Origin of the sequence: Parafrankia soli (assembly GCF_001854695.1) — a bacterium.
Taxonomy (GTDB): domain Bacteria; phylum Actinomycetota; class Actinomycetes; order Frankiales; family Frankiaceae; genus Parafrankia; species Parafrankia soli.
In genome coordinates this window covers 76933-103190 of the sequence record NZ_MAXA01000080.1, presented here as the reverse complement: position 1 = coordinate 103190, position 26258 = coordinate 76933, and the positions used below count along the sequence as shown (strand labels likewise).

General features: G+C 71.4%; 20 protein-coding genes, 2 tRNA genes and 2 pseudogenes. 7 read left to right on the top strand and 17 right to left on the bottom strand.

Going from position 1 to position 26258, the window contains the following annotated elements:
* Positions 1 to 4 precede the first annotated feature (4 nt).
* From BBK14_RS08860 to BBK14_RS08850, 3 genes are all read right to left on the bottom strand, one after another.
* Positions 5 to 352, bottom strand: a complete 348-nt coding sequence (locus tag BBK14_RS08860) for an FDXHR family putative zinc-binding protein (RefSeq protein ID WP_235014917.1) — start codon at positions 350 to 352, stop codon at positions 5 to 7.
* Positions 353 to 991: 639 nt separating this feature from the next.
* Positions 992 to 1080 (bottom strand) — tRNA-Ser (locus BBK14_RS08855).
* Between the two features lie 161 nt (positions 1081 to 1241).
* Positions 1242 to 1649, bottom strand: a complete 408-nt coding sequence (locus BBK14_RS08850) for a hypothetical protein (protein WP_198541214.1) — start codon at positions 1647 to 1649, stop codon at positions 1242 to 1244.
* A gap of 111 nt (positions 1650 to 1760) precedes the next feature.
* Here BBK14_RS08850 and BBK14_RS42740 point away from each other — a divergent pair, with 111 nt between their 5' ends.
* Positions 1761 to 2318 carry a hypothetical protein gene (locus BBK14_RS42740; RefSeq protein WP_241831319.1) on the top strand — a complete coding sequence of 186 codons (558 nt, stop codon included), beginning with the start codon at positions 1761 to 1763 and terminating at the stop codon, positions 2316 to 2318.
* Here BBK14_RS42740 and BBK14_RS42735 read toward each other — a convergent pair.
* The 8 genes and pseudogenes from BBK14_RS42735 to BBK14_RS08805 all read right to left on the bottom strand — a co-directional run bounded on the left by BBK14_RS42735 (position 2249) and on the right by BBK14_RS08805 (position 11941).
* Positions 2249 to 4722 (bottom strand): annotated as a pseudogene (locus BBK14_RS42735) (FUSC family protein). The gene BBK14_RS42740 and the pseudogene BBK14_RS42735 overlap by 70 nt on opposite strands.
* A gap of 259 nt (positions 4723 to 4981) precedes the next feature.
* Entirely contained in the window at positions 4982 to 5743 is a 762-nt protein-coding gene (locus BBK14_RS08835; protein ID WP_071060886.1) for an ABC transporter permease, read from the bottom strand.
* The gene (locus BBK14_RS08830) at positions 5740 to 6891 is read right to left on the bottom strand and encodes an ABC transporter ATP-binding protein (RefSeq protein WP_071060885.1); all 1152 of its coding nucleotides are present in this window, start codon (positions 6889 to 6891) and stop codon (positions 5740 to 5742) included. The genes BBK14_RS08835 and BBK14_RS08830 overlap by 4 nt, the downstream gene beginning before the upstream one ends.
* Positions 6892 to 7232: 341 nt before the next feature.
* Positions 7233 to 7937 (bottom strand): GAF domain-containing protein, encoded by a 705-nt coding sequence (locus BBK14_RS08825; protein WP_071060883.1) that lies wholly within the window; start codon positions 7935 to 7937, stop codon positions 7233 to 7235.
* 57 nt (positions 7938 to 7994) lie between these two features.
* Positions 7995 to 8393: an anti-sigma-factor gene (locus BBK14_RS08820; RefSeq protein WP_241831316.1), complete on the bottom strand. Its 399-nt coding sequence runs from the start codon at positions 8391 to 8393 to the stop codon at positions 7995 to 7997.
* Positions 8394 to 8428: 35 nt separating this feature from the next.
* Positions 8429 to 8731 carry a hypothetical protein gene (locus tag BBK14_RS08815; RefSeq protein WP_071060879.1) on the bottom strand — a complete coding sequence of 101 codons (303 nt, stop codon included), beginning with the start codon at positions 8729 to 8731 and terminating at the stop codon, positions 8429 to 8431.
* A gap of 367 nt (positions 8732 to 9098) precedes the next feature.
* Positions 9099 to 10001, bottom strand: a complete 903-nt coding sequence (locus BBK14_RS08810; protein WP_071060878.1) for an LLM class F420-dependent oxidoreductase — start codon at positions 9999 to 10001, stop codon at positions 9099 to 9101.
* Positions 10002 to 11050: 1049 nt separating this feature from the next.
* The gene (locus BBK14_RS08805) at positions 11051 to 11941 is read right to left on the bottom strand and encodes a class II glutamine amidotransferase (protein WP_071060876.1); all 891 of its coding nucleotides are present in this window, start codon (positions 11939 to 11941) and stop codon (positions 11051 to 11053) included.
* A 291-nt stretch (positions 11942 to 12232) separates the two neighbouring features.
* On the opposite strand from BBK14_RS08805, the pseudogene BBK14_RS08800 reads away from it, so the two are divergent.
* A pseudogene (locus BBK14_RS08800) lies at positions 12233 to 13224 on the top strand (helix-turn-helix transcriptional regulator).
* 7 nt (positions 13225 to 13231) lie between these two features.
* Here BBK14_RS08800 and BBK14_RS08795 read toward each other — a convergent pair.
* Positions 13232 to 14005: a globin domain-containing protein gene (locus BBK14_RS08795; protein WP_071060874.1), complete on the bottom strand. Its 774-nt coding sequence runs from the start codon at positions 14003 to 14005 to the stop codon at positions 13232 to 13234.
* A gap of 148 nt (positions 14006 to 14153) precedes the next feature.
* On the opposite strand from BBK14_RS08795, the gene BBK14_RS08790 reads away from it, so the two are divergent.
* The 4 genes from BBK14_RS08790 (at position 14154) to BBK14_RS08775 (ending at position 18419) form a co-directional block, all read left to right on the top strand.
* Positions 14154 to 14543: a winged helix-turn-helix transcriptional regulator gene (locus tag BBK14_RS08790; RefSeq protein WP_071060934.1), complete on the top strand. Its 390-nt coding sequence runs from the start codon at positions 14154 to 14156 to the stop codon at positions 14541 to 14543.
* 25 nt (positions 14544 to 14568) lie between these two features.
* Positions 14569 to 15624 (top strand): SDR family oxidoreductase, encoded by a 1056-nt coding sequence (locus BBK14_RS08785; RefSeq protein ID WP_071060872.1) that lies wholly within the window; start codon positions 14569 to 14571, stop codon positions 15622 to 15624.
* Between the two features lie 182 nt (positions 15625 to 15806).
* Complete coding sequence (locus tag BBK14_RS08780; RefSeq protein ID WP_071060932.1) at positions 15807 to 17723, top strand: serine/threonine-protein kinase; 1917 nt, start codon at positions 15807 to 15809, stop codon at positions 17721 to 17723.
* Between the two features lie 177 nt (positions 17724 to 17900).
* The gene (locus tag BBK14_RS08775) at positions 17901 to 18419 is read left to right on the top strand and encodes an MTB12 C-terminal domain-containing protein (RefSeq protein WP_198541213.1); all 519 of its coding nucleotides are present in this window, start codon (positions 17901 to 17903) and stop codon (positions 18417 to 18419) included.
* 173 nt (positions 18420 to 18592) lie between these two features.
* On the opposite strand, the gene BBK14_RS08770 is transcribed toward BBK14_RS08775, so the two are convergent.
* From BBK14_RS08770 to BBK14_RS08750, 4 genes are all read right to left on the bottom strand, one after another.
* Entirely contained in the window at positions 18593 to 18919 is a 327-nt protein-coding gene (locus BBK14_RS08770; protein ID WP_071060870.1) for an FKBP-type peptidyl-prolyl cis-trans isomerase, read from the bottom strand.
* Positions 18920 to 19613: 694 nt separating this feature from the next.
* Positions 19614 to 19684, bottom strand: a tRNA-Gly gene (locus BBK14_RS08760).
* A 115-nt stretch (positions 19685 to 19799) separates the two neighbouring features.
* Positions 19800 to 22202 (bottom strand): glycoside hydrolase family 65 protein, encoded by a 2403-nt coding sequence (locus tag BBK14_RS08755; RefSeq protein ID WP_071060868.1) that lies wholly within the window; start codon positions 22200 to 22202, stop codon positions 19800 to 19802.
* Positions 22199 to 23020: an HAD family hydrolase gene (locus BBK14_RS08750; RefSeq protein WP_071060866.1), complete on the bottom strand. Its 822-nt coding sequence runs from the start codon at positions 23018 to 23020 to the stop codon at positions 22199 to 22201. The genes BBK14_RS08755 and BBK14_RS08750 overlap by 4 nt, the downstream gene beginning before the upstream one ends.
* Positions 23021 to 23308: 288 nt before the next feature.
* Here BBK14_RS08750 and dcd point away from each other — a divergent pair, with 288 nt between their 5' ends.
* Positions 23309 to 23914 (top strand): dCTP deaminase, encoded by a 606-nt coding sequence (gene dcd / locus BBK14_RS08745; protein ID WP_071060864.1) that lies wholly within the window; start codon positions 23309 to 23311, stop codon positions 23912 to 23914.
* 83 nt (positions 23915 to 23997) lie between these two features.
* Here dcd and BBK14_RS08740 read toward each other — a convergent pair whose 3' ends face one another.
* Entirely contained in the window at positions 23998 to 26220 is a 2223-nt protein-coding gene (locus BBK14_RS08740; protein ID WP_071060862.1) for a (Fe-S)-binding protein, read from the bottom strand.
* Positions 26221 to 26258 lie beyond the last annotated feature (38 nt).

Here is a 26258-nt window from a genome sequence, read left to right as displayed (position 1 = left end):
GGTGTCAGGCGACGTTCCACTCGTCGCGGGCGGCGTCCGCGGGGACATCGGGCCCGGCCTCCGCGCCCTCTGCTGGACGTCGGCGCTGGTCCGGGATCCGCTTCGGCTTACGCGGGGCGATCTCGGGCGCGGCCGGGCACTCGACGAGATGATCGTCGAACCCGACCGCCGACGGCCAGATCTGATGACACGCCCGGCAGTGGGCTGCCTCAAGATCGGACCAGTGCTCGGCGCAGCCGCCACAGCTCATCGCGGTGGGGAAGTCGCGCAGGCGCGCGGGCTGACGGGAGGACTCGACCGGCATGGGCAGCGCCTGCTGGGCGGACGGGCCCGGACGGATCGGCAACGTCACCGAAACGGCACGTGGGGCGGTGTTCGGCGCGAGCGGGGCCGGGATCGCGCGCCGACCAGTAGAGCGGCGGGGAGGCACCGGGCCATCCTGTCGTACACCGGCACAAGCGTCACGCAACCGGGCGTCGACTCTTCAGAGTTCTTGTTCGTACGGCCCGCTTTTGGCCCTTCCAGGCGGCCACGCAGGCCCGCTACCTGGGCTCCCGCGCGAAGGACCGCACGATCGCGCCGCAGACCCACCTGCGGGGCGCGTCCACCTCCCGGGGGGACCTGGCCTGATCGGGTGAGGCCGGACGATCACTTCACCGGTCCGTTCGGATGGGTGGTGGGCACCGGATCCCCCCGGACTGGTGCCCACCACCTACCGCACGCCGCCCCCGTGCCGGCGTGCGCCCAGGCCGCGGGTGTGATTGGACGTTGGCCCCCGACCAAAGCGCCCTACCCCCGCCACCCGCTTGCCATCACCGAGTCTGCCGCCACCCCCCGATGCCGTCACGACCCCATATGCGCCGCCCGCCCGTCCCCCGCCCGGGGGTCCGGCCCTCCGGGAGATCCCGCATGGCCGGGCCCGAAAACCACGAAGCCCTGAACCCAGGATCGTGGGTTCAGGGCTATGCCGATGTCCCGAGACATCACAGAGCGGAGGGCGTGGGATTCGAACCCACGATGAGGATCACTCCCCATAGCGGTTTTCAAGACCGCCGCCATCGGCCACTAGGCGAGCCCTCCTGACCTGCGGAGACTCTGCCAGGCTGTGTCCGGCTTGCCGGAGTTCGTCTGTCATGTGCCCGCCGGGTACCTGACCAGGGTCTCACAGCCCGCGGCCGTGGTGTCCGGGACATCACCCGACTGTCTCGGTCGGGAGACGAAAGGCCCCTGACCCCGGCTCGTCAGCCGCGGCGGAGGCGGCCCTCGAAGCCGTCCCCGGCGAGTTGCTCGAAGAGCGCGCGGGCGCGGTCGTCCTCGGCATCGAGATGATCACCCATCGCCTCCTGGGCGTCCTGTGCGGTGAGGAAACGCAGGCTGTCCAGCGCGCCGCAGGAGCAGGTGACCTGCCACTGGCCGTCGGCCTCCTGGTCGGTCGTCGCGTCGGTGCAGCTGTCGTCGCCCAGCAGGAACATCGGCACGAAGCCGACGCCCGGTCGGCAGGCGCTCATCGAGATCTCGCCGCATCGCCTGTCCGAGGCCGAATGGCCATCCGCCGCCGCACGGGCGTCGGCTTCGGTCGGATGTTCGCCGTTGAGCTCACCGCACCGGCAGTGCACCCACCACGGACCATCAGTGTCTTCGTGGTCCACCGTGTTCTCCTCCGTCGTCGGCCTCGCGCCACGCCCATCGTGCCGGTCGCCTCAGGTGGTCCGCGCAAGATCGGTTTGATTGCGTCCGGCCCGGCCGGGCACGCCAGGACTGTGACCAGTGCCCATGCACCGAACACCGCGGGGCGGCACGATCGCCACACCTCGTGGGCGGCCCAGAAGCCCACAGCGCGCGCCGCACCCACGCCGCCCCCGTCCTCCGCGACGCCCGCCACACCCGCAGAGCTCGCAGAGCCCGCGGCTGATCGGACGGTCCCGCAGGTCGACGACGCGACCTCTGCGGCGGCCGGCAAGCTCAGCGAGGCCCTCGAGTGGGTGGAGCGCGCTCGGGGCGCGCTGTACTCCTTCCACCAGCTCTCCGGCCGCGCCGATCTCATTCTCGGCGAGGCGCTGGACGCCCTGCGCGAGGCCGGGCACCCGCGGCTGGCGGCCGAGGTACGGCGGGAGCTGCACGGCCGCAACGTGCTGGACGGACGGTGGACGTTCCAGATCGTCGAGGAGTACGACGACCTGTACTACCGGCCGTTCGTCAGCACGGAGGAACGAGTGCGCGCCCTGCTCACCGACGGCCAGCGGCACGTCTACGAGGCTCGGATGAAGGCTCGCGAGCGTTCCGGGGCCGGCCGCGACCCCTGGGCCCCCGGCGCCTGATCGACCGGCTTGCGCGGGCGGTCCCGGCCGCTGTCGGACGTCCGGTCGAGCGCCGTGGCGGCGGCCGCCAGCCGGGGCTGCAGGTCGCGCAGGATGTCCAGGTAGGCGGCCCGGGAGGTCAGCGCGGCACCGGCGAGGATCTCGGGGCCGCGGTGCGCGCGGGCAGCCCTGTGGATCATGATCAGCCCGGCTGTAGCGGCCCGGCCGGAGCCGGCTTCGGGCTCGGGTGGCTGCCGCGCGGCGCCGAGGGCCGTCGCGTAGGCGGTGTACCAACGGCAGAGGTCCCGCATGTCCTCGATGAGGATGCCCTGGGCGACGGCGAAGCCGGTGGCCTCGGCGCGGCCGGCGCCGGCCGCGCGTGGGAGATCGGGCGTCAGATCGGGCGGCCAGGGGACGTCCCCGTTCCACAGGAGCTGCGCCGTCCGCCGGATACGCAGCGCGCCGGCGGCGATCGTCATCAGCGCGTCGACGTCGAAGCGGCCCGGCGGCTGCTCGGCGAGGAACTGGCGTACGGCGTCGTCGAGGAGGCGGCCGGCCCGGATCGCCTCGCGGGCGGCCGGTGCCACGGCCGGATGCTCGGGGGCACCCGGCGCGTGCGGGACGACGAGATCGAGGAACGTCACCGCACTTCGGTAGGCGGATTCGGCGCGGGTCCGGATCACGGCGACCGCACCGCGGGGCCACAGCAGGGCACCGACGACGATGCTCACCCCGAACCCGATCATGACGTCCTGGATCCGTACTATGCCCACCCGCCAGCCGGCGGGTTCGACGATGTTGAACAGCATGAGCACGGCGACCGTGAAGCCCGCCTGGCCCAGTACGAAGCCCGACCTGCGGCGGGAGTAGCTCCCGAGCAGCACGGCGAGCGGGAGAACCGCCCACAGGACGGCGGTGTGGGTGCCGACGGCGACCACGAAAAGGCCACCCACGACGATGCCGACTCCGGTGCCGGCGAGCGCGCGTACCGCGGCGGAACCGGTGGCCATGGCGTTCGAGCGCAGGACGGACAAGGTCCCCAGCACGACCCAGAAGCCGTGCTGGAGCCGGCGGCCTGGGCGATGATCACCGCCGTGGTGAGGCCGAGGGAGCCGCGCACGCTGTTGCGGAACCACACCGACCGCGGGCTGGCGTAGCCGGCGGCGAGATCGGTCGCGGCGGTTCCCCGCTCGCGCACCAGCCGGCGCGTGTGATGGAACGCGTCCACGGCGCGCCGGACGGGACTCGCAGGCGGGCGGGGGCCGGTCACCCGCAGCACGTTCAGCGCCAGTTCCCTGGCCCCCCGGGCCAGCCGGCGCAGGCGGAACGCCTCGGCCGCGGCGAGGTCCGGTGGGCAGGCGGGCGCCGGCTCCCGCAGCTGCCGCAGCAACGCCGACCGCATCGCCCGCTCGGACCGTTCCAGTCGCGCGATCCCGAGCCGATCGTCCCCGACCCGCACCCCACCACCCCCGCCGTCGGCCCTGGCCCTGGGCCTGGGCCGACCGTGGTCGGACGGTCCGATGCGGGTGGCCGCCGCGCGCAGCGTCGCCGTGACGGCGGCGTGCAGCTCGGCGGCCTCCGCGGGAAAGCAGGCGCGGGCGGTCCGGTCCCGCTCCGGCCACGGAAGGGCGAACGGCACCAGCCAGTTGACGTCCATCACCAGGTGGCCAAGCGCCGCCGCACGGCCACCGACCCCGGTCGGGCGGTGGGCCGTCGCGACGAACTGCCGCCGCAGCCGCCGCAGCGCCGGCCAGAGATCGGGCGCCGGACGCCGCGACACGTCGGCCGCCGGACCGCGCGACACCGCCGCCGGCGGGTCCGGCACCTGGGGCTGCCAGCTCACGGCCGTCGCGAGCGCGTGGCAGACGTCCGCCGTCTCCGCGCGCAGGCGGTCCGGCGGGCGGCGCGGCCAGAGCAGCATCGCGGCGGTGATCGAGGCGACCGAGGCCAGCCCCCAGCCGACCAGCCGTTCCGGTATCGCCGAGATCGGGCCGGGTGTCATCACAGGCAGCACGAAGGCGAGCAACGCGGATCGGCCGGCGACGGCGACCTTGGCGTTCAGCACGCCGGAGAACATCACAACGAAGGCCACGACCGCGGTCATCGACGCCGCCAGCCAGGGCGAGCGCGAGCCGAGCGTGCCGAGGACGACCATCCCGGCACCGGTGGTGGCGAGCGTGAGGTAGGCGGTGAGCCGGGCCGGTCGGGGCCCGTCGAAGTCGACGAACTCGAGGAGCGCGTAGGCGCCGAACCAGGCGAACAGGCTCATCCGCACATCGCCGACAAGCGTGGAGACGAGGGCGAGCAGGGCGGGAGCGACGATCGCGACGCGAGCCGCCGAGGTGAGGCAGAAATGCCCGGGGTCGCTGTCGAATGCTCCGAACAGCCGCGGACGAGCCGCTCCCCGCCACCACAGCTGTCGCATCAGAGTATTCGCTACCCACAGTAGCGGCGTGGGATGCGCGCGGGCCCTGCTTCAGACCACAAACTGCCTGCCTGGAGGCAGCAATCGGCACAATCTCGACCGAGCATCCCGAGCCCGGCTTCCAGAAGGACCGACTCCCCAGCGCCCGACGCCACAGAGCCCGACCGGAACGACGTCCGGCCGGGCCCCCGCAGCCCCGATCAGTCGACTTCCCCAGCGGGTCAGGCGACCCGCTGGGGGCCAGACTTCCCGCGGTGGGTCAGGCGTCCCGCCGCTTGGCGGCGGCGAGGCCGATCGCCAGGATGCCGAGGCAGACTGCGGCGAAGTAGATCAACGATCCCCAGGGCCCGAAGGGCAGGCCCCCGACCACCGGCGGCCCGTCGTTCGTCTCCGGCTGCCCCGCGACGATGAAGTTGTTCCCGACGATGAAGGGCAGCCAGTCCTGGATGTGGTCACCGATGCGCGGGATGACCGGCAGCAGGCTCTCCGCCAGGAACAGGTAGACGAGCATGACCACGATCGCGCCCGCGCTGTGCCGGATCAACAGACTGAGACCGATCGCGAAGATTGCCGCGAGAAGGTAGATCAGCCCGATCCCGAAGACGTTGCGGTACTCCTGGCTGGTGTTCAGGACCAGCGGGGCGTCCGGCTGGATCAGGCGCGCGACGCCCCAGGAGGCCACCGCGGTGATCTCGCCGACGATCCCGGCGAGCCCGGCGACGACGACCGTCTTCGCCAGCAGCGCCGGCGTCCGGCTGGGAACGGCGAGGAACGTCGAYCTGATCGTCCCGAAGCGGTACTCAGTGGTGACGGCCAGCGCCGCCATCACCATCATCACGACGAGCCCGAAGTTGTACGCGAACTGCGTCACGCTCGGTGTCAGATCGGCGAGGTCACTCGGCTTGGTCGCGGCGCTGAAGACCGCGGTGAGGCCGACGGTGAGCGCGACCGCGAGGATCATGCACCACCAGGGCGAGCGGGTGGAGAAGAGCTTGATCCGCTCGACGGTGAGCAGCGTCATGGCTTGTTGACCCCCGTCCAGGCATCGGTACCGGGGCTGGTAGGCGCCGGTACCGACGGGCCGCCGGGGCCCGATGGTCCGGCGGGTGTCGCGCCCGGAGGGGTGGGAGCGGGCACAGCGCCGGGAGGAGCACCCCCTGGTGGCACCGCGCCGGGCGGCGGGCCGGCAAACCCGGGAACACCGGGTGCGCCGGCCGGCCCGGTGCCGACGAGCGGCCCGGTGGGGCCGACACCGCCCGCGTGATACTCGACGTCGCCGCCGGTCATCTGGATGAACGCCTGCTCCAGCGAGCCACGCGACTCGGAGAGCTCGTGCAGGACCAGCCCGACGGTGCCGGCCAGCTCGCCCACCTGCTCGGTGGAGCTGCCGCGAACCACCAGGGCGGCCGGGATGTCGGTGGTGGCGGGTGTCTCCTGGACCGCCAGGCCCTGGCCGGTGAGGACACTGTGCAGCCGCTCCATCTCGGGGCCGCGTACCCGCACCGAGGAGTCGGACGCCGAGTTGATGAACTCCTTGGTGCTCGTCTGCGCGATGAGTCGCCCGCGGCCGATGACGATGAGTTCCTGGGCGGTCAGCGCCATCTCGGAGAGGAGATGGCTGGACACGAACACCGTGCGACCCTCATCGGCGAGCCGATGCATGAACTGGCGAATCCAGAGGATTCCCTCCGGGTCCAGGCCGTTCACCGGCTCGTCGAACAGCAGCACCCCGGGGTCACCGAGCAGCGCGACCGCGATCCCGAGGCGCTGGGCCATGCCGAGGGAGTAGCCCCCGGCCCGGCGCCCGGCCACCCCGGTGAGACCGACGATCTCCAGGACCTCGTCCACCCGCTTGGCGGGCAGCCGGTTGGAAGCGGCCATCCAGCGCAGGTGTGCGCGCGCCGAGCGGTTGGGGTGGACCCACTTCGCCTCGAGCAGCGCGCCGACCTCGCGCAGCGGCTCCTTGAGCTCCCGGTACCTGCGCCCGCCGATCAGGACCTTGCCGGCCGACGGGTGGTCGAGCCCGAGAATCATGCGCATCGTGGTCGACTTACCCGCGCCGTTGGGGCCCAGGAAGCCGGTCACCTTGCCGGGCTGCACCGTGAAGGTCAGGTCGTTGACGGCAACGGTACGGCCGTAACGCTTGGTCAGCCCTCGTGCCTCGATCATCACCCTCCTTTCTGGATCATTCGTTATTCCTCTAGCTAATTCGTCTCTGCCGTGGGGAAATCCACGGCCATCACTCACCGGATGGTGGCATCAGGGGCCGACACTTCCCGACCAGGCGAGCAAGCGGTAGACATGTGGCCTGTCGGTCTGGTGACAACCCGAAGCTTCCCCGCGGACAGTGAACAAGAACACGAGGCGCGGCAGCCATCGGGCTAACCCCCGGAAGCGGGGTCGAGACAGCCGCAGGCTTCGGGGAAACCGGGGGCCTCGGGCGACGACGGCCTCGCGGGCCTCGGAGCCGGACCCGCGGACCCGCGGACCCAGAGCCGGACCCGCGGGTCTCAGAGCCGGACCCGCCCGGCGAGAATCTCCTCGGCCAGCTCGGACACCCGTCGGCGGCTGCTGCGCGCCGCGCGGCGCAGCCGTTCGAAGGCGGTGACGGCGTCCGTGTCCCAGACGGCCATCAGGTAGCCGACGGCCCGGTCAATGGGGACGCGGTAGTCGAGGGCGAACTGCAGCTGGCGGGCCAGCTTGGTGCTGCGGTCGGCGACCATACCGGCGAGCAGGATGCTCTCCAGCACCTGCCCGAACCGCTCGAGGGCCTCGCGCTCGGCGGAGGTCCACTCCCGGGGCGAGTCGTCGGCGACGTTCAACGTCCCGATCGGGCCGCCGCCCATCCGGATCGGCACGCCGAGGACCGCCCGCACCCCGCCGGCGAGCAGCCTGGGCCTGGCCTGCGGCCAGCGGGCCTCACCCGCGAGATCCGGGCTCACCACCAGCTCGTCCAGGACGAAGGACTCGACGCACGGGCCCTCGCCGAGCTCCTCCTGCACCTGTTCCAGCAGGCGCCCGCTGCTGTTGCTCGCGGCGACGCTGCGCAGGGCCCGGTCGGCGTCGACGACGAGGATGCCGGCGCCGTCGAGCCCGAAGACGTCGGTGATCGCGCGCACGGCCTCGGACAGCAGCTCACCGAGCTCTACCCGCTCGGGGACGAGGTGGTGCAGCCGGGTCAGGCTGGCGTCCAGGCGCGCCTTTTCGATCTCCATGTGTTCTCCCGCGACTGGCCGGAGGGCGCGGAGAGGCACCGTCGGCACGACCGCCGACTACACCCGCTCCACTCGCTCGGACGTGGTCAGCACGGCGTTCCAGGCTTCGGCGACGTCAGGGTAGAGCGGAACTCCAGGCGACGTGAGCAGCTCCACCATACGGTGCAGCAGCGGCCCCGCTCCGCTGAGCGCGACGGCGACCGCGCGGCGCTCCCCGGCGCGCCACAGCAGGTGCAGCACAGTGAGTCCGCGGACGTCGGCGAACACCCGGGACACGTCGAGCACCAGCCCCACAGGTCCCACAGGCCCGGGAGAGCGCGTACGCCGGGCGGCGACCGCGGTCAGCACGGCGTCGAGGGCGGGCCCGGCCGGCGCCTCGGTCGCCATGTCCAGGTCGCCGTCGAGCGCCGCCGTGGCACCCCACGGGTTCAGCCGTACCGTGATCTTCAGCGCCATGGGATCATCGAGAGTAACCAGGAAGCCCTCGGGGATCACCGGTCGACGCGCCCGGAACGCTCGGCGGGGTCGGAGACGTCATCCGGGCCCGCGCCGGCCGACGCCGGATCGGGCTCCTGACCTGGTTCACGCCGCCGCCGGTGGCGAGGTCCCACGTCGACCTGGCGACGTATCCGGCCGTCGAGCGCGGCCTCCCGCTCGGCCTCCACGCTCGAGCTGATCATCCCGAGCATCCGGGAGCGCTCGCCGACGTCCATGCCGGTCATCAGGCTGTCCAGCAGGCCGCCGCTCTCGCTCAGGAAGTTCGCGGGCCCACTCGCGGGCCCCGCCGCGGACACCTCGCAGGAGGCGTCCGCGGCGGCTCGGGGACGAGGTGCGCCCTCGGATCCATCGGGTTTACCGGCCGGGGCGGGAGTGGCCGGAACCTCGGCCGGGGCAGAAGGCGTGGGACGCGCCGAGGCATCGGCCGGACCAACCGGGGTTGGCGCCGCCGGTGTGCGGATTGCTCCCGTGCGGGCTGCTTCGTCGAGAAAAGAACGATCTGCGGGCATACGTCACACTCCGTGACAGGGCCGCAGACACAGGGCAGCACGAACTCGGTTCTGCGAAGGTACTACCTTCGCAGGCAAGACTGCCAGTGGATCTTTTTGGTGACCTCGGGGGCCCGAGGTCACCGCGAACCCGGCGGCCGCCTTTCCACCGCGGTCAGAGGCCGGTTCCGTGAGCTCCGGCGCCCGCCCGCGGCCTCAGGTCGAGCCCCGCGGCCAGGTCACGCCACTGCTCCCGCGGCAGCTCCCGGCTGCCGGTGAGGATCTGCGCGCAGACGTGATCCGCGCCGGCCGCGCGGTGCTCGTCCAGCCGTGCCCGGATGGTGTCCATGTCGCCCCACGCCACGAGGGCGTCGACCAGGCGGTCGCTGCCGCCGCCGGCCAGGTCGGCGTCGGTGAAGCCGAGCCGCCGCAGGTTGTTCGTGTAGTTCGGCAGGTCCAGGTAGACCGCCAGCGCGGCCCGCCCGATCGCGCGGGCCCGGTCGGCGTCCGTCTCCAGGATGATCTTCTGCTCGGGCGCGAGCAGTGCGCCGCCGCCGAGGATCTCCCGTGCCATCCGGGTGTGTTCCGGTGTGACGAGGAAGGGGTGCGCCCCGGCTGCCCGCTGCGCGGCCAGGCCGAGCATGCGCGGCCCGAGCGCCGCCAGCACCCGCGCCGAGACGGGGATGCCCACCGCGTCGAGCGCGTCGAGGTAGGACAGGACGGCGCCGTAGGGGTGGTGGTAGCGGCGACCCGTCGTCGCCTCGACCCGCTTCGCGTGCCCGGTTCCCACCCCGAGCAGCAGGCGGCTGGGATGGGCCTTCTCCAACATGCCGTAGGTGTCGGCCAGCAGGTCGACCGGTTCGGTCCAGATGTTCAGGATCCCGGTGCCTACACACAGGTTCTCGGTGGACTCCAGCAGCGCCGCCGGTAGTTCCAGGTCCGCCGTCGCGCCGCCCAACCAGACCATCTCGTAGCCGAGCTCCTCGAGCTCCTGGGCGGTGTCGCGACGTTCGGCCGTGCCACGTGGCCACTGCCCGGCGGGCATCCAGAGCCCGGTCCTGGCGACATTTATGGTCACTCGTGATCCCTTCTCGCTGGTCACATCGTCGTCATCGACGTCGCGATCCGATCGGGTCCTCCTACCCGATGCCGCGGTCCTCCTCACGTCTCGACGTGGTCCTGATGGGTATGTCACCCCGGCGATTCGGGACGTCCGTCCCTTGTCCGTCCGAGCCGCCAGTCCGGGTTGTCCACTCTGTCCACCGCGGTCGCGGGTGTCGTCGCAGGTCGTCGATGTCTTTCATGTCGGTCAACGGCCGCCGGTGACACCAACGGCCGCGGATCCGCGGTGTCCGGTGACGGGTGTTCCGGCTGGAAGCCGGAATCCCGGAGCTCAGGTGACCCCACCATCCGGCCATGCGGTGCGATGATTCATCCAGGCGATCGGCGCTTTCGGGCCGACCAAGGCCTGAACTCCAGCGTTGCGTACTCGACCGGCCTTTACGTATTTGACTGATATAGCGCACTTGGCCGGTATTGCGTATCTGACCGGCTTTGCGTACTCGACGTTTCGGCAGTGCCGCCCCGGGATGACCGGGATGCCACCACGGCGGCGGTTCGAGCGGGGAGGACCCTGAGTCGACCATAACCACGCGAGGGGACAATCGTCACGGCCGACGGGGACCGTGCGGCCCCCCGCGGGACGTCGTCCGGCGAAAGGGAAGCGAGTCATCCAGGTCGCGCCGCTCCCGCCCGGTGTCGACGGGCCCGCCCGGAAGTGGTGCTCACGCTGGCCCGATCGGGCCGTAGGCCGCCGTCTCCGGGTAGTGCCACGGCGCCCGCCCGATGCCCGCCCGGTGCTGTCCGCCGTCAACAGGCCGTCCACCGCCGGACGGGGCAGGCGGCGCGCGCCGGAGCCAGCTCGAAAAGCCTGCCCCACCAGGGATGCCGGTCTGGCGGGGCGGCCGGGTGGCGCGAGCGGGGGCCGCGGCTGTCCACAGCTCTCCACACACTTTCCACAAGTTATCCACAGGCTGTGGTGAAGTCATGGCCGGCACGCTCCCCGCCCCGGCCGCCCGCCCCGGCTGTGCCCGCTCAGACCGCTCCGAGCTCAGACCGTGCCCGCGCTCAGGCCGAGACCGGGAGGTCGGGGACGGCGGTCGTCTGCGACGCGGCCGCCTCGGGACGAAGGTCGTCGAGGGTCAGCGGATGCGCCGGCGGGCCGGCCACGACGATGCTGGACGTCACCTTGAGGTCCGGGCCGACGTGCAGCAGTTCCCCGCTGGCCATCAGCCGCCACCGTGGGTCCTCGTCCATCCGCTCGCTCTCGACGACCACCGCGGGGCGGGTCGTCAGGTCGACCGAGCGGACCCGGATCTCGCTGAACGGGCTGGCGTGATCCAGGTGACGGTTGTTACGCCCGCCCGGGGCCCGCTGGAGCACATGCAGACCATTCGTGTCGGGATACCGCAGCGCCCACAGATCGTCCCCGCTGGCCAGGATCATGTTGATCGAGTAGAGCGGCAGGTTCTCGGCGATCCAGTTCGCCGCGGCCGTGATGCCCGCCGCGACGTCGCCGTCCCGCGCCGCGATCTCGCGGGTGATCAGGGCGAAGTAGCGCTCCGAGTCGGTGTCGCCGAGCACGCCGGAGCATGTCGTGCCAAGCTCTGCGTCGAGCTTACCCAGCCCCTCGATGACCCCGTTGTGGGCGAAGATCCGACCATCCTGGACGAATGGGTGTGTGTTGCGGTTATCGACCCGCCCGGTCGAGGCGTGCCGCACATGCGCGACGAACGTCGACGACGTGACCTGCTGCGCCTCGCGGGCGAACGCCGTGTCGGCGCGGGAACGAATCGCCTGCCTGACCACCTCGGGCCGGCCTTCGTCGTCAAAGAAGCCGAAGCCCGCGCCGTCCGGGGGACGGCGGGTCTGGGCCCGCGGGCTGTCTGGCGCGTCCAGCAGCCAGAAGGTCGCCTGGATCCGCTCGCCGCCGCTGCTCATCGCGAACAGATGACACATATCAGACCTCCTCGCACCGCGACGGTCCCATCTCGGAAAGTGATGATCCACCACGCCCCAGACCGCGCATGTAGGGGAAGGTAGCTGACCGGTCAGGGTTCGTGGCGTCTTCTGGGCCATCCCCCCGATCCACGGGATCACGCCGGGCCCGGGAACGTGACATGTGTCCACTTGTGGCCTCATGCGGCCCTACCACTTTCCGGACAATCAACCGGATCAGTCGTAAAGCATCCGACGAGAAGCGGCCGATCGCGGACCGAAGCTGTCCGCTGGCCACGGCAGACTCGGGACATGCTCGAGACCTCGGCCCGCCTGCTCCGGCTGCTCTCGCTGCTGCAGACCCACCGAGACTGGTCCGGGGCGGACCTGGCCGACCGCTCGGGGTCACCGCCCGCACCGTCCGGCGGGACGTCGACAAGCTGCGCAGCCTCGGCTACCCCGTGCACGCCGCACCCGGCACGGCCGGTGGCTACCGCCTCGGCGCGGGTGCCCAGCTGCCGCCCCTGCTGCTCGACGACGACGAGGCCGTCGCCGTCGCCGTCGCCGTCGCCGTCGCCGTGAGCCTGCGCACCGCCGCCGGCGGCTCGGTCGAGGGCATCGCCGAGTCCGCCATCCGTGCGCTGACGAAGCTCGAGCAGGTCCTGCCGACCCGGCTTCGGCACCGGGTGTTGGCGCTACACTCGGTCACAGTGTCCCTGCGTGGCACGAATCCCGCGGCCGTCGACCCGGACGTCCTGATGGCCGTGGCGACCGCCTGCCGCGAGAACCAGCAGCTGCGGTTCGACTACCGCGACCACGACGGGACACCGACCGCGCGGATCGCCGAACCGCACACCCTCGTCCACACCGGGTGGCGCTGGTACCTCATCGCCTGGGACGTCGGCCGTGGCGCCTGGCGCAACTTCCGCCTCGACCGCATCGCGCCGAAGACCCCGACCGGCCCGAGGTTCACCCCCCGGGACCCACCCGCGGACGACATCCAGGCGTACACGTCCTGGTCGGTCTCCACCGCCGGGTACCGGTACCAGGCCCGCGTGCGCTACCACGCACCCGCCGGGGTGATCGCCGCCTCGCTCAGCCCGACCTCCGCCGTGATCGAGGCACTCGACGACGAGAGCTGCCTGGTCCGGACGGGTTCCAACTCGCTGGACGCGCTCGCGATCTACCTCAGCCTCGTCGACGCGGACTTCGACGTGCTCGAACCGCCCGAGCTCGTCGACCGCGTCCGCGAGCTTGCCGGCCGGCTCGCGCGAGCGGCACCGCCGCCACCACCCACCGACTGAAAGCGGCTCAGGATGGCTGCCAGGGCGGCGCGACGCCCCAGCCCCAACGCGGAACCGGCGCGTGCGGCATGGGTGTGGCGCCGGGCGTGGAGTTCTCGACGGCGAGGCGGGTGCCCCATTCGACATAGCCCATGAACGCCGCCCGGAACTCGGGATCGCCCGGCAGCCCGACCTCGTCCGCCGCGTCGACGAGCAGGCTCACCCACCGTCGGCGCTGCGGCTCGGTGATGGCCCTGCCGACGTGGTGGGCGAGCTTGTTCTCGTACCCGCCGCGTTTCTCGGTGTACTCGGCCGGGCCACCGAAAACCTCGCCGAGCCACATCGCCACGTGGTGGGCGTGCGCCGGATTCATGCCCGCGAACAGCGGCGCGAGAAGGTCGTCCTCGACGACGGTCTCGTAGAAACGGGTAAGGAGCCGCTCGAAGGCCTCGGCGCCGCCGGCCCATTCGTAAAGGGTGGGCGGCTCGGGTGCTCCCCCGCCCCGCCCGGCGACCGCCGTGGGAGAATAGTGCTGCATCTCCTCGATGTGTTCGACGTACGGCCCGATCTGCGCCAGGAACTCACGGAACTCCGCGCTCCGCCGGAAGCCGTCCAGATGACCGGCGACCGAATCCCACTGAATGCGCAGGATGTACTGGACGTTCGTCTCGACGCAGCGGGTGAGCTCGAACGACAGGCAGTTCCGCGACCGCTCGAGCACCGCTGCGGCTCGCGAATACGCCTTCTCGAACTCGTCAGTGCTGTGTTCCGGTATCCGGTATCGGATGTACTCGACGATCACAGCCGGATCACCTTTTCACCTCCGGCGACTGGGGAGAACCCGAAACTATCAGCGGGAAACCTGGCATAGGCGATCCGCATGGTACGCACAAAAAAGTGCGTACCATGCGGGCACGGCGTCCCGCGAGGAGTGGTGAGGAGTGGTGACGATGTCCCCGGACACGCCCCAGCCCCCGGGCACGGCGCGGCCCGGCCGCAGCTATCACTGCCACGTCGAGGTCACGGTCGACGTCATCGGCGGGAAGTGGACGCCGGTCGTCCTCGCCCATCTGAAGGAACACGACCGGCTACGGTTCGCACAGCTGCGCCGGCTCATCCCCGACATCACCGAGAAGATGCTGGCGCAGCGGCTGCGGGAGCTCGAGGCGATCCAAATCGTCGACCGGATACCCGTCAGCACGGCACCGCCGCACGTCGAGTACGCGCTGACGGCGCAGGGCCGGTCCCTCGCCCCAGTGCTGCAGGCGATGTGGGAGTGGGGCCGGGACTGGGCGGCCACGAACCGGCTCGCCGTCGATCCGGTCCAGTTCCGCCACTGACCCGCCCGCTGGCATATTCGGGCCCATGTCCGCGCAGGCGACACCACCCGCGACGGTCCGCACGGCGGCCGCAGCGGTCCGCACGCCCTGGGCTCCCGACAGGAGCGCCCTTCGCGGGCGCGTGGCCGTCGTCGCCGGTGCCACCCGCGGCGCGGGTCGCGGGATCGCGGCGGCCCTCGGTGAGGCCGGCGCCACCGTCATCTGCACCGGCCGCAGCAGCAGGACGGGCGTCCTGCGCTCCGACTACGACCGCGCCGAGACGATCGAGGAGACCGCGGAGCTCGTCACCGGGCTCGGTGGTGCCGGCATCGCCGTCCCCGTCGACCATCTGGACCCGGAGCAGGTGCGGCGGCTCGCCGACCGCGTCCGCGCCGAGCACGGGCACCTCGACGTGCTCGTCAACGACATCTGGGGCGGCGAGGTCCTCAAGGGCGGGCCGAGCGAGTGGGACACGCCGGTCTGGGAACACGGCCTCGACCGCGGGATGCGCATCCTGCGGCTCGCCGTGGACACCCACCTGATCACCTCCCACCACCTGCTCCCGCTGCTGATCGACCGCCCGGGCGGGCTGGTCGTCGAGGTGACCGACGGGACGACGGACTACAACGCGGCCAACTACCGGATCTCCGTGTACTACGACCTCGCCAAGGTCGCCGTGAACCGGCTCGCCTTCTCGCAGGGCCACGAGATCGCCCCGCACGGCGGGACCGCCGTCGCCGTCACGCCCGGCTGGCTGCGCTCGGAGATGATGCTCGAGGCGTTCGGCGTCACCGAGGAGACCTGGCGCGACGCCCTCACCCCGCCCGACAGCGCCTCGACCGGCGGCGCTCCGACCGGCGGTGCTCCGCCGGACTTCGCGTTCTCCGAGTCGCCGCGTTATGTCGGGCGCGCCGTCGCCGCGCTGGCCGCCGATCCGGGACGGGCCCGCTGGAACCAGCGCTCGGTGACCTCCGGCCAGCTCGCGGCCGAGTACGGCTTCACCGACGTCGACGGGTCACAACCGGACATCTGGCCGCGCCTGGAACGTCCGGCGGAAGCCCCGGCGCCGGCGGCCGGTCAGGAGCCGCACGCGCCCCGGTAGCGCGTCCCGGGGCTCCACCCTCCGCTGGCCGCCCACTGACCGGCCAATATGATGAAGATCGGCATTTTCCGATAATCTCGACCGGTTTCTGCAGTCTCGACTGGTTTTGACGATCTTCATCCGGTTCCGGCGGTCTCAGCCGGCATGCCGGAACCGAAGCGGGCCGGCATCCGGAGGGCATGATGCGCAGCACGCCACCGAGGACGGCGGGAAGCGACCCGCACCCGCCGCCATCCGGTGGCCACGCACCGCAACCCGCGTCCCTCCCACCCGAGACGCCGACACGCGGGACGTCGGCGGCGGGCGGAACGTTCACCCGTGCCTGGGACGCCGTCTTCACCCCGCTCACCCCGCTCACCGCGCACGACCCGGACGAGATCAGCGGCTACCCGCTACGGGCCCGGATCGGCGAGGGCGGCATGGGCGCCGTGTACCTCTCGTACACCCCCGGCGGACGACCGCTCGCGGTCAAGGTGGTCCGTCCGGAGTTCGCCGCCGACCCCGACTTCCGCGCCCGGTTCGCGAAAGAGGTCGCGATCGCACAGCGGGTGCAGGGCCCCTACACGGTTCCGGTCATCGACGCCGATCCCGACGCGGTGCGCCCGTGGATCGCCACGGCCTACGTCCCCGCCCCGTCGCTCGCGATAGCCGTAGCACGGACGGGTGCGCTGCCCGCCACGACCGTCCTGATGCTGATCGCGGGTGTCGCGGAGGCCCTGCAGTCCATTCACCGGGTCGGGGTGATCCACCGCGACCTGAAACCAGGAAACGTCATTCTCGCGGCGGACGGCCCGCGCGTCATCGACTTCGGTGTCGCGCGCGCCCTCGACGCCGCGACGGCCGCGATGACACAGACCGGAGCGCGCCTCGGAACACCCGCCTTCATGGCTCCCGAACAGGTTCGCGGGGCGCAGCTCGACCGATCCGGTGACATTTTCGCCCTCGGGGCCACCGCCTACTACGCCCTGACCGGCCGGCCGCCGTTCGGCGTCGACGCCGCCGTCTTCCACCGCATCGAGCACCAGCAGCCCGACTGGGACGGCTGCCCGCCGCAGGTACGCGATGTTCTGGCCCACTGCCTGGAGAAGGACCCCGCGCGCCGGCCGACCCCCACCGAGCTGATCGAGCTCTGCCGACTGATCGCCCCGATCGACCAGCTGACCTCGGACGAACAGTTGACCACCGGCGCGGGGTGGCTGCCCCCCACCGTCGCCGCCGAGGTAACCCGCTACCACCTCGCCCCGCTGCCCACCCCACCCCCGACTCCAGCTCCGTCCCCGGCCTTCACCGAACCGCCTACCGCCGCCCCCGCCGGAGCCGGCGGCATCCCAGCGGCCGGCGGCGTCGCAGGAGCCGGCGGCGTCGCGGCGGGTGGAGCACCGCGCCGGTCCGGCCACGGCCGCCGTCCCTGGCTGGTCGGCGCGATCGGCGCGGTCGCGTTCGTCGTGGTCTGCGCGCTCGCCGCCGTGCTACTCACCCGCTCCGACGAGCCGTCGCCCTCCACGCCCATGGTCGCCTCGGCCGTGAACGGGCCCACGGCGGACCCCGCCAGGCCGCCCTTCGATCCGAAGGCGGGCCTCCCCGGTCCGGTGGCGCCCGGGCCGGGCCTGCCCGTTCCCGGCACCCCACCGGGTGGGCTGGGAGCCGGCGCGCCCGGTTCACCGCCCGCGGACGCGGGCGGCCCCGCGACTCCCCTCACCCCACCGCCGGCCGCGACCACGCCGGGAGCGACCGCGCCACAGGCACCGGCCCCCACCCCGAAACCGGCGCCGTCCAGCACGGCCGTGAGCGGATGCCCCGGCAGCCCGAGCCACGGCTACAACGGCGACGGGTACGGCGTGCTGACCGAGGCCTCCTCGCTGCGCAGCGGGCCGTACGCGGCATGCGGCGCGGTCGCGAGCCTGGCCAAGGGCAAGAAGGTCTGGCTGCACTGCAGCGTCGTCAACGGCCACAACAACCTGTGGTGGTGGGCCCGCCTGGACGGCTCCACCACCGCCGGCTGGATCTACGACGGAAGCCTCAAGCTCAGCTACGTCGACGACAACGACGACGGCAGGACGCGGATCTACAGCTGCGACGGCACGTACGTCAACCGCTGACACCACTCGCCACTCCGCACAGCACCGCGCACTGTCCGCCGGCAGGCGAATCGCTGTTCACGGTGCACATCCAGGCGATCGTCCCTGCCCCAGGAGATTCCGCCCGTTTCGCGTCAACCTGACCGGACATGCCGACATCTATCCGAATGCGGCAACCACGCCGCAGAGGAGGACTCGATGACGATGTCCGATCGACCGGGCCGACGCCCGGCCGGCAACGGAACCACCCGCACGCGCCGGAGGCGGCACCTGGCCGCACTGACGCTCCTGGTAGCCGCGGTCTCGGCCATGATCCCCGCGCAGGCGGCCCTGGCCGGGGGAAACGGACCCCAGCCGTTCGTCCGCGCCCGGGCGGAGGCCGCCGTCAAGGCGTCCTACGCGCAGGCGTTCACCGGCGGCCAGGACCCGGCGCACAGCCTCGCCGCGGTCGAGGACGGCCCCGACCGGGCCKCCACCCTCGCCCAGGCGACGCAGAACTTCCCCGAGGCGACACACACCGCCGCTGTGACCACGAGCGACATCGTCTTCACCGACCCGCGGCACGCGGCGCTTCGTTTCCGCATCGCCTACCAGGGCGGGATCGACTTCGGGGAGCAGAACGGTAACGCCCTGATCGTCGATGGCGAGTGGAAGGTCAGCCGCGGCACCTACTGCATGGTCATGGGATGGGCCGGCGCCACCTGCCCATCACCGTGAGCTGCCCATCACCGTGAGCTGCCCATCACCGTGAGCTGCCCATCACCGTGAGCTGCCCATCACCGTGAGCTGCCCATCACCGTGACGCGGCTCTCGGCCGCCAGGTGGAACGCGGCCGGCGGCGGCCCGAGCGGGCTGCCGCCGGTCCGCGCGCTCCCAGCTCTGTCACCAGGTCAGTTGATGGCGAGAAGCTCCACCTCGAAGAGGAGGTCGGAGTTCGGCGGGATGACGGGCGGGAAACCGCCGGGGCCGTACCCGTAGTCGGGCGTGATGGTGAGCACGGCCTTCTCACCGAGGGAAAGCTGGGGAACCCCCTCGTCCCATCCCTTGATGACCCTGCCGACACCGATCTCGGTGACGAACGGCGCGCCCCGGTCACGGGACGAGTCGAACTGCCGGCCGTCACGCAGGGTGCCGACGTAGTGAATCGTCACCCGGTCCCCCTTCTTGGGGAAAGTCTTGCCGTCTCCCTGCGAGAGGGTTTCAATCGAAACGCCCATGCGATCAGCCTTTCCTCGATGGTGGGACGTGTGCCTGCGCCGGCAGGCTCCCCCGGCTGGAACCGGGCAAACTGCCACCGCGGACCGCCGCTCCCCCGCGGACAGGAACCGGGGGTGCCCCGGAAGTATGTCAGCGCACGCCACAGCATCATCGGTGCCGGTCGGTGAGGCGGAGCGCTGGGACGGCGTGGCCCTGCCGTCCGGTCGTCCGGTGCGCAGCCATAGGATCACTCATCGTGCCGGGGGAAACGGGCGGTTTCGCGATGGTCTCCGATAAGCATCACCGGAGGCCGGGCGCCCGATCATGATGATTGACCGAGCGCGGGTGGCGGCGGCGCTGCCCGGCTACGAGCTGGGCGACGTAGGTCCTCGCGATGTTCGCGCACGAGGCGCCGCTCGACGCCGACAGGTTCTTCGCTGACCTCGACGCCGTCGTCGACCAGGGGCTTCCCGGTGAGTGAACGTGCCTGAACGGCTCAGCCGAAGGTAGCTCGACACGAACGATCCTGTTGAACGTGCCGCGAGGATCGGACGACTGCAGCGCACCGAGGCAGGACCCATCCCAAAGAGGGAGAACCACCCCCACCAGCCAACCAGGCCCGCCGCTCGGGGGCTTCGGGGGTCGCCCCCCGAAAAAACAACGGCCCCCCGGGAAGCCGCCCCCCAGGGGCGGCAACCACAGCGAACCGGCTCGAGCGGGCGACGGGAATCGAACCCGCGTTGCAAGCTTGGGAAGCTCGTGTTCTGCCTCTGAACTACGCCCGCATGGTGCTACCGCATCTTACTGGACTCGGGCGGCACGTGTTCCACCGCCACCCCCGGACTTCGCGCTCAGGCTGGTCCGCCCCCGGTCTGTCACCCTGGTCGGCCCACGGCCCGGTCACCCGTCGACGGGGTGGACGTCGGCCGCGCGGGTGACCTCGGTGCCGTTGCCCTGGTGCAGGAACCGCAGCGGCTCCCGGCCGGCKGGCTGCCTCGGGCGTTCCTGTGCCGGCACCGGTGGGACGTCCAGTTTGCAGGGCTGGTCGGGTGAGACGCGGACCTTCTCGCCGTGGTGCAGAATCGTGATCGCCTCGCCCTCGAGCACCGTGTAGGTGGCGGACGAGTCGACCACCTCGACGCGGAGCTGGCGGGAGCGCACGCGCAGGCCGAAGGCGAGCCGGCTGAGGCCTTCGGGCAGGCGGGGGCTGAAGGAGAGCAGCTCACCGGTGTCACGCAGCCCGCCGAAGCCCTCGACGAGCGCGATCCAGCTGCCGGCCAGCGAGGCCATGTGCAGGCCGTCGCCGGTGTTGTGCTCGATGTCCTTCAGGTCCATGAAGGCGGCTTCGCGCAGGTAGTCGTGCGCGAGGGACATGTGACCGCATTCGGCTGCCATGACGGCCTGGCAGCAGGCGGAAAGCGACGAGTCGCGGACGGTGAGCGCCTCGTAGTAGGCGAAGTTGCGCGCCTTCTGCTCGGCGGTGAACGCGTCGCCGCGGCGCTGCATCGCCAGTACCAGGTCGGCCTGTTTCACGACCTGCTTGCGGTAGAGGTCGAAGTAGGTGAAGTGGAGCAGCAGCGGATACTGCTCCGGCCTGGTCTGTTCGAAGTCCCACACCTGGTGCTCGGTGAATCCCTCGGACTGCGGGTGGACCCCGAGGCGTTTGTCGAACGGGATGAACATGTCCTCGGCGGCGTCGCGCCAGCTCGCGGCGGTCTCCGCGTCGACCCCGAAGGCCCGGGCGTGTTCGGGATGGCGCCGGACGGCGTCGGCCGCCCCGACGAGGTTCCGCTGGGCCATCAGGTTGGTGTAGACGTTGTTGTCGGCGAGCGCGGAGTACTCGTCCGGGCCGGTCACACCGTCTATGCGGAAACGGCCGGAGAGGTCGTGGTGGCCGAGGGAACGCCACAGCCGCGCCGTCTCGATGAGGATCTCCAGACCCACCTCGAGCTCGAACTGCTCGTCCTCGGTGGCCCACAGGTAGCGCAGGACGGCGTCGGCGATGTCGGCGTTGACGTGGTAGGCCGCCGTCCCGGCGGGCCAGTAGCCGGAGCATTCCTCGCCGTGGATGGTGCGCCAGGGGTAGGCCGCGCCGTCGAGGTTGAGTAGTTGGGCGCGCTCGCGGGCCAGCGGGAGGATCGAGTGCCGCCAGCGCAGCGCGTCGGCGGCGGCGGCCGGCGCGGTGTAGGTGAGGACGGGCAGGACGTAGCTCTCTGTGTCCCAGAAGGCGTGACCGTCGTACCCGGGGCCGGTGAGCCCCTTCGCGGGGATGGCCCGGCGCTCGGCCCGCGCGCCGGCCTGCAGGACGTGGAAGAGCGCGAACCGGACGGCCTGCTGCACCTCGGCGTCCCCGTCGACCTCGACGTCGGACCGGCGCCAGAAGTCCGCCAGATACTCGCGCTGCTCGGCGACGAGGCCGTCCCAGCCGGTCTGGCGGGCGGCGACGAGGGCGGCGGTGGCCTGGTCGCGCAGCGCCGGCAGAGAGCGCTGCTCGGACCAGCCGTAGGCGAGGAACTTGACCATCCGCAGGGTCTCGCCCGGCTTGAGGACGGCCGTCGCGGTGACCCAGCCGGTGTTGGGCTCGCTCTCCGAGGTGACACCGAGCGAACGCGGGCCGTCGAAGATGTGGTCCATCGCCGCGGCGACCCGGATGTCGCTGTGCCGGGTGCGGTGGACGAGCTCGACCATGGTCTCGCGGGCGCGGTGCCGTTCGGAGATGAGCGGCGACTCCAGGACGGCGGCGGCGCGCGGGTCGCCCCTGCGCCCCGGAAGCTGCTCGTTGGCGACCAGCTCGGACTGGATGACGACCCGCGCGGTGTCGCCCACCGGTTCGATCTCGTAGTGGATCGCGGCGGCGGAGCGCTGGGAGAAGGAGATGAGACGCTGGGTGCGGATCCTGACCCGCTGCCCGGCCGGGGAGACCCAGTCGGCCTCCCGGCGCAGCACCCCCTCGCGGAAGTCGATCGTGCGGGTGTGCGCGAGAAGGTCCCCGTAGCGGACGTCGAACGGCTCGTCGTCGACCAGCAGGCGGACGATCTTGCCGTTCGTGACGTTGATGACCGTCTGCCCGGACTCGGGGTATCCGTATCCCGCCTCGGCGTACGGAAGCGGCCGCAGCTCGTGGACGGAGTTCAGGTAGGTACCGGGCAGCCCGTGCGGATCGCCCTCGTCGAGGTTCCCGCGCATGCCCACGTGCCCGTTGGACAGCGAGAACAGCGACTCGGAGCGGGCCAGGTCGTCGATGTCGAGCCCGTGCTCGGTCAGCGACCAGGACTCGATGGGGTAGGAGGGCCTGCCGATCACGCGTCGCCCCCACCGGTGGCCGGGCCGGCAGACGCGGAGCCGCCAGACGCGGAGCCGGCGGAGGCCGGGCCGGTCGAACCTCCACCGAGCAGTTCGGCGAGGTCCTCGACCACCCGGTCGGCGCCGTTGCCGCGCAGCGCCTCGGCGTGGCCGACCCGGTCGACCCCCACCACGTAGCCGAAGCCACCGGCCCGGCCCGCCTGCACCCCGGCGATGGCGTCCTCGAAGACGGCGGCGGCGCCGGGGGCCACCCCCAGCGCCTCGGCACCGGCCAGGAAGGTGTCGGGGGCCGGCTTGCCGGCCAGGCCGCGCTCCTCGGCGACCAGGCCGTCGACCCGCGCCAGCAGCAGGTGCTCGATGCCGGCGGCCCGCACCACCTCGGCGCAGTTCGCACTGGACGACACGACCGCACGCGGCACGCCGGCACGCTCGAGCTCCTCCAGGTAGCGGACGGAGCCGGCGAACACCTCCACGCCCATCTCCTTCAGCTTCTCCAGAAGCAGGATGTTCTTCCGGGTGGCGAGCGCCTGGATCGTCATCCCGGACGGCGGGTCGCCGGGCACTCCGGGCGGGAGGTGGATGCCCCTGGAGTCCAGGAACGCGCGCACGCCGTCGGCGCGCGGGCGGCCGTCCACATGGTCGGCGTAGTCGGTGGCGATGTCGAAGGGGACGAACGGGTCACCGGACCGCCTAGCCCAGTTCTCGAGGAAGTCGTCGAACATCTCCTTCCACGCCGCGGCGTGGACGGCGGCGGTACGGGTCAGTACCCCGTCCAGATCGAACAGGCATGCCTCGATGTGATCCGGTAGCCCCAGCATCGGTCCCCATCCTGGATCGTCGTCCGGCTGCGTCGCCAGCTCCCTCGCGCGGACTGGTTCCCTCTCCGCACGGCAGTTCCCTCCGCAGTCAGAGTGTCACCGAAGGCGATGTCCCGTGACGGCAACCTCGCACGCGTCCGGGATGCTCCTACCCGAGACACCGCGACTCCCACACCGCGACGGCGGCGAAATCACCGCAGTCCGCACATCCCGCCATCAGAGGGCAGCGATGATCCACCGGGCTCGTGCCGGCGGGACGTCCAGGCGGCTGCGGTAGCGTCCACGAACGTGCTGCTGTCCGACCGGGATATCCGGGCCGAGATCACCGCCGGCCGCGTCCGGCTCGACCCCTACGACGAGGGGCTGATCCAGCCGTCCAGCGTGGACCTGCGGCTCGACCGCGCGTTCCGGGTGTTCCAGAACCACCGTTACAGCCACATCGACCCGGCCGTGGAGCAGGAGGATCTCACCGAGCTCGTGGCGCCCGAGGGCGACGAGCCGTTCGTCCTGCACCCGGGAGAGTTCGTGCTCGGGTCGACGCTGGAGGTCGTGACGCTCCCGGAGGACCTCGCCGGCCGACTCGAAGGCAAGTCGAGCCTGGGCCGGCTGGGCCTGCTGACCCATTCGACCGCCGGGTTCATCGACCCGGGCTTCTCCGGCCACGTGACGCTGGAGCTGTCGAACGTCGCGACGCTGCCCATCAAGCTCTGGCCCGGGATGAAGATCGGCCAGCTCTGTCTGTTCCGGCTGTCGACGCCGGCCGAGCACCCGTACGGCTCGGCGGTCTACGGCTCCCGGTACCAGGGTCAGCGCGGGCCGACGCCGTCCCGTGCCTACCGCGACTTCACCCGGGCGGCCGTGCCCGAGATCCCCAACGGATCACACGGCGCCTGACCGCACACACGACGACGGCCGCCCCCGAATCCCCGGGGGCGGCCGCGACGGCGTGGCTACTGCCTGATCCACTCGCTACCGGTTCAGCTGCTCAGCGGCTCCGCTGTCGGCGTGGGCGTCGGCGCGACCAGTGAGCGGGCCAGCAGCTGCGAGACGTCGAGCACCTCGACGCTCTCCTTGGCCTCGCCGGCGAGCTTCTTCTCGGTGACGGCGTCGGAGAGCATCACGATGCAGAACGGGCAGGCTGTCGAGACCACATCGGGATCGAGGCCGAGGGCCTCCTCCATGCGGTCGACGTTGACCCGCTTTCCGATCTTCTCCTCCATCCACATCCGCGCGCCGCCGGCGCCGCAGCAGAAGCCACGGTCCTTGCAGCGGTGCATCTCCTGGCCACGGATGCCCGGGATGGCCTCGAGGATCTCCCGGGGCGGGGTGTAGACCTTGTTGTGCCGGCCGAGGAAGCACGGGTCGTGGTAGGTCACCGAGGAGTCGATCGGGGTGATCGGGACGAGCTTGCGCTCCTCGACGAGCTTGCCGAGCAGCTGCGTGTGGTGGACGACCTCGAACGTCCCGCCGAGCGAGGAGTACTCCCGGGCGAGGCTGTTGAAGCAGTGCGGGCAGGTCGCGACGATCTTCTTGACGCCCGTCTCGTTCAACAGCTCGATGTTGGCCTTCGCCATCTCCTGGTAGAGGTACTCGTTGCCGAGGCGGCGCGCCGGGTCACCGGTGCAGGACTCCTGGCTGCCGAGGATGGCGAACTCGACCCCGGCGGTGTGCAGCAGCTCGGCGAAGGAGCGCGCGACCTTCTTGGCCCGGTCCTCGATGGCGCCGGCGCAGCCGACCCAGTAGAGGTACTCGACCTCGTCCGGGATCTGCTCGCCCTCGTCGAGGATGCGCACCTCGAACGGCAGGCCGTCGGTCCACTCGGTGCGCGAGCGCGGCGAGACACCCCACGGGTTGCCGTTGTTCTCCAGGTTGCGCAGCATCACGCCGGCCTCGGACGGGAACGCCGACTCGATCATGACCTGGTAGCGGCGCATGTCGACGATGTGGTCGACGTGCTCGATGTCCACCGGGCACTGCTCGACACAGGCCCCGCAGTTGGTGCACGACCACAGGACGTCGGGGTCGATGACCCCGCCCTCCTCCGCGGTGCCGACGAGCGGGCGGTCCACCTGGGGCTGACCGGGCTCGGGGACACGGCCGAAGCCGGACTCGGGCACGTGGTGGTGCACCTTGTGCTTGCCGGAGCCGTCCTCGGACGCGCTGGCGGCCGCCTTCGTGGTCTCCTCGGCGCTCTCGCCGTCCTCGGCGCCCTTGGGCGCGAGCAGGTAGGGAGCCTTCGCGAAGAGGTGGTCCCGGAGGTCCATGATCAGGAGCTTGGGCGACAGCGGCTTGCCGGTGTTCCAGGCCGGGCACTGGCTCTGGCACCGCCCGCACTCGGTGCAGGTGGAGAAGTCGAGCATGGCCTTCCAGGAGAAGTCCTCGACCTTGCCGACCCCGACGATCGGCTCGTCCTCCTCCATCAGCTTCTCGATGTCGGGCGTGGTGCCCAGCGGGCCGAGCGCGACCGGCTCCCGCTTGAGGATGACGTTGATCGGCGCCAGGCCGATGTGCAGGTGCTTGGAGTAGACCACCAGCACCAGGAAGCCCATGATGATCGCGATGTTGAGGAGCAGGAACACCGTCTCGATGTGTTCGTTGGTGTGCTCCGAGAAGGCATCCAGCGGCAGGCTGACCAGCCAGGACGCGAACGCCCACTTGGTGTCGCCCTGCGGGTGGGTGCCCGCGTTGAACTGGGCGCCACGGGTGATCAGCAGGGTCACGATGACCAGGGTGATCATCCCGAGGATGACCCAGGCCGGGCCGATGTGGGAGCCGTAGAACCGGGACTTGCGGTCAAGCCGGGCCGGGGCGTTGCGCAGCCTGATGACCGTGAAGGTGATCAGGCCCGCGAGCACGGCGACTGCGAAGAAGTCCTCGAGGAACCCGATGGCCGCCCAGTGCCCGAACAGCGGGATGTGGAAGTCGTGGTCGAACAGGGCCCCGTACGCCTCGACGATCGTCAGGCCGAGGATGGTGAAGCCCCAGAAGGTGAAGGCGTGCGCCAGGCCGGGCACCGACCACTTGAGCAGCTTGCGCTGGCCGCCCACCTMGCTGATCTCGGTCCAGATCCGGGTCGGCAGGTCGTCGAGCCGGCCCTCCGCCGGTTGACCGGACCTGATCAGTCTGGTCAGCCAGAAGACGCGGCGGCCGGCCACCGCGAGAGCGATCAGCGTGATCGCTAGACCGATCGCGATTCTCACAGGTCCTCCATCTGTGCTATCCGGTCAGTGCTGACCGG

What these genes read in the sequence shown, in the direction of transcription:
- BBK14_RS08830 (WP_071060885.1), bottom strand. Translation starts at nt 6,891, where the DNA reads ATGATCGAGGCACGAGGGCTGACCAAGCGTTACGGCCGTACCGTTGCC.
- BBK14_RS08825 (WP_071060883.1), bottom strand. Translation starts at nt 7,937, where the DNA reads ATGGAGATCGAAAAGGCGCGCCTGGACGCCAGCCTGACCCGGCTGCAC.
- BBK14_RS08820 (WP_241831316.1), bottom strand. Translation starts at nt 8,393, where the DNA reads ATGGCGCTGAAGATCACGGTACGGCTGAACCCGTGGGGTGCCACGGCG.
- BBK14_RS08805 (WP_071060876.1), bottom strand. Translation starts at nt 11,941, where the DNA reads ATGTGTCATCTGTTCGCGATGAGCAGCGGCGGCGAGCGGATCCAGGCG.
- BBK14_RS08790 (WP_071060934.1), top strand. Translation starts at nt 14,154, where the DNA reads ATGTCCCCGGACACGCCCCAGCCCCCGGGCACGGCGCGGCCCGGCCGC.
- BBK14_RS08785 (WP_071060872.1), top strand. Translation starts at nt 14,569, where the DNA reads ATGTCCGCGCAGGCGACACCACCCGCGACGGTCCGCACGGCGGCCGCA.
- BBK14_RS08780 (WP_071060932.1), top strand. Translation starts at nt 15,807, where the DNA reads ATGCGCAGCACGCCACCGAGGACGGCGGGAAGCGACCCGCACCCGCCG.
- BBK14_RS08770 (WP_071060870.1), bottom strand. Translation starts at nt 18,919, where the DNA reads ATGGGCGTTTCGATTGAAACCCTCTCGCAGGGAGACGGCAAGACTTTC.
- BBK14_RS08750 (WP_071060866.1), bottom strand. Translation starts at nt 23,020, where the DNA reads ATGCTGGGGCTACCGGATCACATCGAGGCATGCCTGTTCGATCTGGAC.